Annotated in this window: 6 protein-coding genes; all 6 read left to right on the forward strand. The window is 67.2% G+C overall.

The annotated features are described in order from the left end of the window. Nucleotides 1-23 precede the first annotated feature (23 nt). The 6 genes from ngcE (ACWF0M_RS34945) (at nt 24) to trpS (ending at nt 6358) form a co-directional block, all read left to right on the forward strand. A complete protein-coding gene (gene ngcE, locus ACWF0M_RS34945) occupies nt 24-1442 on the forward strand; it encodes an N-acetylglucosamine/diacetylchitobiose ABC transporter substrate-binding protein (protein WP_452240032.1) in 1419 nt (472 codons plus the stop codon). Further along, nucleotides 1439-2452 (forward strand): carbohydrate ABC transporter permease, encoded by a 1014-nt coding sequence (locus ACWF0M_RS34950; RefSeq protein WP_452240033.1) that lies wholly within the window; start codon nt 1439-1441, stop codon nt 2450-2452. Before ngcE (ACWF0M_RS34945) ends, ACWF0M_RS34950 begins: the two co-directional genes overlap by 4 nt. Next, nucleotides 2449-3342, forward strand: coding sequence for a carbohydrate ABC transporter permease (locus ACWF0M_RS34955; protein WP_452240034.1), 894 nt, complete (start codon nt 2449-2451; stop codon nt 3340-3342). The genes ACWF0M_RS34950 and ACWF0M_RS34955 overlap by 4 nt, the downstream gene beginning before the upstream one ends. 12 nt (nt 3343-3354) lie before the next feature. Next, nucleotides 3355-4698 (forward strand): N-acetylglucosamine/diacetylchitobiose ABC transporter substrate-binding protein, encoded by a 1344-nt coding sequence (gene ngcE / locus ACWF0M_RS34960; protein ID WP_452240035.1) that lies wholly within the window; start codon nt 3355-3357, stop codon nt 4696-4698. Between the two features lie 121 nt (nt 4699-4819). Beyond that, nucleotides 4820-5224, forward strand: coding sequence for a hypothetical protein (locus ACWF0M_RS34965; protein ID WP_452240036.1), 405 nt, complete (start codon nt 4820-4822; stop codon nt 5222-5224). Nucleotides 5225-5302: 78 nt separating this feature from the next. Continuing rightward, nucleotides 5303-6358, forward strand: a complete 1056-nt coding sequence (trpS, locus tag ACWF0M_RS34970) for a tryptophan--tRNA ligase (protein WP_452240037.1) — start codon at nt 5303-5305, stop codon at nt 6356-6358. Nucleotides 6359-6556: the final 198 nt, after the last annotated feature.

Raw genomic sequence — 6556 nt, forward strand, 5'->3', positions numbered from 1 at the left:
ACACTCCTTGGAAGGCGGGACCAATGACCACTCCCAACAACCTGTCGCGGCGCCTGTTCCTGCAGCGCGCAGCGGTCGGCACCTTGCTGGCGACCGGCGGCAGCACGCTGCTGGCCGCGTGTGCCGGCAGCGGCAGCAACGACAGCGGCTCCGGCAGTGGCGGCGCCGACAAGACCTCGGACAACCCGTTCGGCATGGCGGCGAAGTCGACTGTTGACGCGGTGATCTTCAACGGCGGGTACGGCTACGACTACGTGACGTTCGCGGCTGACATCGCGCAGAAGAAGCAGGCGGGCTCGACGTTCAAGGTCGCTCCGTCCACCCAGATCGCCCAGCAGCTGCAGCCGCGCTTCGTCGGCGGCAACCCGCCGGACCTGATCGACAACTCCGGCGCGAACCAGATCGGCTTCAACACGATCCTGGACTCGCTGGCGACGCTGGACGACGTCTTCGAGGCGAACAACTACGAGGGCACGAAGATCGCCGACACGCTGTACCCCGGCGCCAAGCTCCCCGGCACCTTCGACGGCAAGTTCGTCGCGATGAACTACGTGCTCACCCTTTACGGCCTGTGGTACTCCGACAGCCTGTTCAAGGAGAACGGCTGGGAGCCGCCGAAGACGTACGACGCGCTGCTCGACCTCGGCGCCAAGGCCAAGGCGAAGGGCAAGTACCTGTTCGTCTGGGGCAAGGAAGCCGCGACGTACTACCACACCCTGGCTGTCGACTCCGCGATCAAGGAGGGTGGCGACGAGGTCCGGCTGGCGCTGGAGAACCTCAAGGAGAACTGCTGGTCGCTGCCGCAGATCCAGAGTGTCTTCAAGGCCATGGAGACCATGGTCAAGAACGGCTACTTCGTCCCCGGCGGCGCCGGCACCCAGTTCACCGCCGCGCAGGCGAAGTGGAGCAACGACCAGCAGGCCGTCCTGTACCCCTCGGGCTCGTGGATCGAGAACGAGATGAAGAAGGCCACCAAGAGCGGGTTCCAGATGAAGGGCATCCCGGAGCCGACGGTCACCGACAGCCCGAAGCTGCCGTACGAGGCGCTGCGCAGCGCGGCCGGCGAGCCGTTCATCGTCCCGTCGAAGGGCAAGAACGCTGCGGGCGGCAAGGAGCTCCTGCGGGCCATGCTGTCCAAGGAGGCGGCGACCAACTTCGCCAAGACGCGGCTGGCGCCGACGATCGTCAAGGGTCTCGTGCCCGCTGACGGCTTCGGTTCGACCGCGCTGCAGTCGCAGACCGCGATGCTGGACGCCGCCGGCACGAACATCTTCGACTACCAGTTCGTCGGCCTGTACGGCATGAACACCGACAACCTCGTGGTCTGGAACTCGTTCCTGTCCGGCCAGCTCGACGCGGCGGGCCTGACGAAGGGCCTGCAGCAGATCACGGACAAGGTGCGGAACGACAGCTCCGTCAAGAAGATCCCGGTCACGAAGTGACCGTGCAGCAAACCGCGGAGCAAGAGGCTGTGCCGGGAGGCGGACCCAAGCGGTCCGTCACCCGGCGGCGCCGGCCGCTGACCTTCGACCGGGCCAGCTTCATGGTGGTGTTCCTCGGCCTGCCGCTGGCGGTCTTCATCATCTTCGTGGTCTCGCCGTTCGTGCAGGCGCTGTGGTACTCGCTGACCGACTGGTCCGGTTTCACCTCGGGGATGAACTTCGTCGGCTTCGACAACTACGTCAAGCTGTTCCACGACGACATCTTCCTGAAGGCCGTGCGCAACAACGTCCTGCTCGCGATCGTCGTACCGATCGTGACGATCGTGCTGGCGCTGACCCTGGCCACGCTGGTGACGATCGGCGGCTCGGGCACCGGGACCGTCCGCGGACTGCGCAACGCAGGCTTCTACCGGATCGTCTCGTTCTTCCCGTACGTGATCCCGGCGATCGTCATCGGCCTGATCTGGGCCCAGGTGTTCACCCCGGGCTCGGGCATCCTGGACGCGGTGCTGTCGAAGATCGGGCTGCACCAGTTCGAGAACTACGCATGGCTCGGTGACGCGCGGACCGCGATGCCTGCCTCGATGTTCGTGATGATCTGGGGCTTCGTCGGCTTCTACATGGTGCTGTTCATCGCGGCCATCCGGGGCATCGAGCCCGAGGTGTTCGAGGCGGCCCGGATCGACGGCGCCGGCCGGTTCCGGAGCGCGGTGTCCATCACGGTGCCGCTCATTCGGGACAACGTGCAGACGGCGTACATCTATCTCGGCATCGCCGCCCTCGACGCCTTCGTCTACATGCAGGCGCTGAACCCCGGCGGCGGGCCGCAGAACTCGACCCTGGTCATGCCCCAGCAGCTGTTCACCACGGCCTTCACCAAGGGCCAGTTCGGTTACTCGACGGCCATGGGTGTGGTCCTGGCCGCGGTGACGATGCTGTTCGCGCTGCTGGTGTTCACGGTGAACGCCCTGACCGGCGGACGTGAGCGGAAAGTGAAGGTACGCCGATGACAACCACCGCCGCCGATCGCGCCGACGTCGTTGCGGGATCCCGCGCTCCCGGCCATCGGGCCCCGGAGGGCAGGGGCGTGGCCACGACCGCCCACGTCGCGCTGATCCTCTGGTCGCTGCTGGTGATCCTGCCGCTGGTCTGGACGCTGCTGTCCTCGTTCAAGTCGACGCAGGAGGTCCTGGGCAACCCGCTGTCGCTACCGGGCAAGCTGCGGTTCGAGAACTACGCCAACGCCTGGACGACGGCCGGCATCGGTCGCTACTTCGTGAACACGGTGGTCGTCGTCGGCTGCGCGCTGGTGCTGGTGATGGTCCTCGGCGCGATGTGCGCGTACGTGCTGGCGAGGTTCACGTTCCCGGGTAACCGGCTGATCTACTACTCGATGCTGGCCGGGCTGACCTTCCCGGTGTTCCTGGCGATCGTGCCGCTGTTCTTCGTGCTGAAGAACCTTTCGCTGCTGAACACGCTGCCAGGGTTGATCATCACGTACGTCGCGTTCGCGCTGCCGTTCACCGTCTTCTTCCTGCACAGCTTCTTCAAGGCGCTGCCGGGCGAGATCTACGAGGCGGCGCAGATCGACGGTGCCGGTGAGTGGCGCACGTTCTTCTCGGTGATGTTGCCGATGGCGCGGCCGGGGATGGCGTCGGTTGCCATCTTCAACTTCCTGGGATTGTGGAACCAGTTCCTGCTCCCGGTCGCCCTGAACACCGACTCCAAGAACTACGTGCTCTCGCAGGGCATGGCCTCGTTCGCATCGCAGGCCGGTTATGCGGTCGACTTCGGCGCCCTGTTCGCGGCCGTGGTGATCACTGTCGCGCCGGTTCTGGTCGTCTACATCATCTTCCAGCGTCAACTGCAGGTCTCCGTCACCGCCGGAGGCGTGAAGTAATAGCCTGCGGTGATGCTGAGACGGCGAACTTTGTTGCAGGGGGCGCTGGCCGGTGCGGTCCTGAGCGGCTGCACCAGCAGCCCGGTCGCCCGGCCGGTGTCGAAGGAGAACCCGTTCACCGTTGACGGGAACGCGCCGGTCGACGTGGTCGTCAGTGAGGAGTACGGCGGATTCGCGGCGGCGGCGTACCGGAAGAAGTACGCGGCCGCCGCCGTCACGCCGAAGGTGACACCGCAACTGGCCGACCAACTGCTGCCCCGGTTCGCCGCGGGCAACCCGCCTGACCTGGTGCTCAGCACCGGCGACGACGCGCTGAAACTCGGCCGGCTGGTCAAGGAACATCAGCTGACCGACCTGCAGCAGTTGCTGGACGCACCGTCCTGGGACAACCAGTCCGCGACGGTCAAGGATCAGCTCCTGCCCGACATGCTGAACTTCGGCCGGTACGACGGGGCGCAGCGCACCGTCAACTACATCGCGAGCGTGTACGGGATCTGGTACTCGGCCAGCCTGTTCCAGCGCAAGGGCTGGGACGTGCCGCGCACCTGGCCCGATCTGCTTGCCCTAGGCACCGATATGAAGGCCGCCGGTCTCGGCCCGTTCATGTACGCCGGCACGCATCCGTACTACCTGCTGGAACTGGTGCTCACACTGGCCGCCAAGACCGGCGGGCCGGACGTCCTGAAGCGGATCGACAACCTCGACGACAGCGCCTGGAAGGACGAGAGCGTCACCAAGGCGATCAACGCGGTCGGTGAGCTGACCAAGCGCGGGCTGCTCGCCGCGGGGACTGCGGGCTACGACCACATCGGCTCGCAGAAACGCTTCCTCGCCGGTAAGGCGGGGATGCTGCCGTGCGGCAACTGGCTCGAGAACGAGATGAAGGGCCTGGTCCCGCAGGAGTTCGCGCTGACCATGTTCGCCGTACCGCCGCTCGACTCGTCGCCCGCGCTGGCGAGTGGGCTGCACGTCGCGGCGACCGCGCCGGTCCTGGTGCCGGACAAGGCGAAGAACAAGGCCGGCGGGCTCGAGTACCTGCGGGCGTTGCTGTCGGCGGACGTCGCGGCACAGGTCACCTCGGAGTCGAGTCAGCTCACCATCGTCCGCGGGGCGGCCGACGGGCTGGAGATGAGTACGGCGCTCAGCTCGGCCCGCGACCTGCTCGCGTCGGCCGGCGATCAGCTCATCACCTGGTACTTCGACGACTGGTACCCAGAGTTCGCGAACGCGGCCGCCGCCGCCACCGGGCAGTTCATGGCGGGCGGTCTGCAGCAGTCCGAATGGACCGCTCGGATCCAGGCCGCGGCCGACAAGGTCAAACAGGACAACGCGATCACGAAGTACCACCGGGACTGAGGTCTCCGTGCGCCCCCCGAAGCCGGCGGCCGCGGTGGACGGCAATCCGGCTACGAACGGGTAAATCACCGTCGCCTGAGGCGGCTGGTTCGCCGTACGCTCTGAGTGGAGAGTGAGTGCGATGGCGTGGCTGGCAGCTGGAGTCCTGTTCTTGGTGCTGTGCGTCCTGCTGAGCCTCCTGCTGCCGAATCCGCCGCCTTCGCGGTGGCGGCGCGGCCTCGAGCGGCGTACGGCGAAGGTCGCGGCCCGACTGCACCGGCATCCGGTCCCGGCCCCCGACCCGTTCGACACGCTCCGGCTGCAGACCCGCCTGGGGCACCTGTCCACCAAGATCCGGCGGGTCGAGTCCACGCCGCACGTCTACGCCCGCGCGCACCGCCTGATGGCCCTCGAAGCGGCGTACGACGACCTCCTCGACGAGGCCTGCCGACTGGCCGGCTGCCCGGGGCAGGCCGAGCAGAAACGCTCCGAGGAGAAACGCTGGCGGGAAGAGCAGGAACTGGCCGCCCGCGGCTGGTCCTGGTGAGCCCTCATAGTCTTTGAGATATGACTGATAACCCGCCCGGGTGTGGGTTGGACTGAAGCCGCTGGCAGAATCGGGTGCATGTCCCAAGCTGCGTCTGACCCCTCCGCAGCCGGTTCCCAGCGACGCCCCCGCGTGCTCTCCGGGATCCAGCCGACGGCAGACTCCTTCCACTTCGGCAACTACCTCGGCGCGTTGCGGCAGTGGGTGGCTCTGCAGGACGACCACGAGGCGTTCTACTGCGTCGTCGACCTGCACGCGATCACCGTGGAGTACGACCCGAAGGCCCTCCGCGCGCGCACCCGCCGGTCCGCGGCGCAGTTGCTCGCGGCCGGGATCGACCCGGAGCGGTCCACCCTGTTCGTCCAGTCGCACGTGCCCGAGCACGCGCAGCTCGCCTGGGTGATGTCCTGCATCACCGGGATGGGCGAGGCCAGCCGGATGACGCAGTTCAAGGACAAGACCGCGAAGGGCGGCGCCGACCGCGCCACCGTCGGCCTGTTCACGTACCCGATCCTGCAGGCCGCGGACATCCTGGTCTACCAGGCCGACCGGGTCCCGGTCGGCGAGGACCAGCGCCAGCACGTCGAGCTGACCCGCGACCTGGCGCAGCGCTTCAACCACCGGTTCGGCAAGACGTTCCGGGTGCCCGAGCCGTACATCGTCAAGGAGACCGCGAAGATCTTCGACCTGCAGGACCCGGGCTCGAAGATGAGCAAGTCCGGCTCGTCGCCGGCCGGGATCATCGACCTGCTGGACGAACCGAAGGCGAGCGCGAAGAAGATCCGGTCCGCGGTCACCGACTCCGGCCGCGACGTGATCTTCGACCAGGAGAACAAGCCCGGCGTCGCGAACCTGCTGACCATCTACTCGGCGCTCACCGGCCGCAAGATCAGCGAGCTCGAGGACGAGTACGCCGGCCGCGGGTACGGCGACTTCAAGAAGGACCTCGCCGACGTCGTGGTCGAGTTCGTCACCCCGTTCCGGGAGAAGACGCTCGGGTACCTCGACGATCCGGCGCAGCTGGACGCGATCCTGGCAGCGGGCGCCGAGCGGGCCCGAGAGGTCACCGAGCCGACACTGGCCCGGGTGTACGACCGCCTCGGCTTCGTCCCCGGCCCAGCGCAGGGCCGATGACTGTGCTGATGCCGCGACTCCGTCGCGGCGGGTCATGGGGCTGCTGCTCCCGGTCTTCCCTCGTCGCTCTGGTCGCTTCGCTCCCGCCGCTCCTCAGTCCAGACCGGGAGGCCCCATGACACTCCCTGTGTCAACCTCACGCCGCAGATTGAGCGGTTGTGTGTTGGTTGAGGATGGTTGCGGCGCGGTGGTTGGCGG

The organism is Kribbella sp. NPDC055110 (assembly GCF_053607525.1).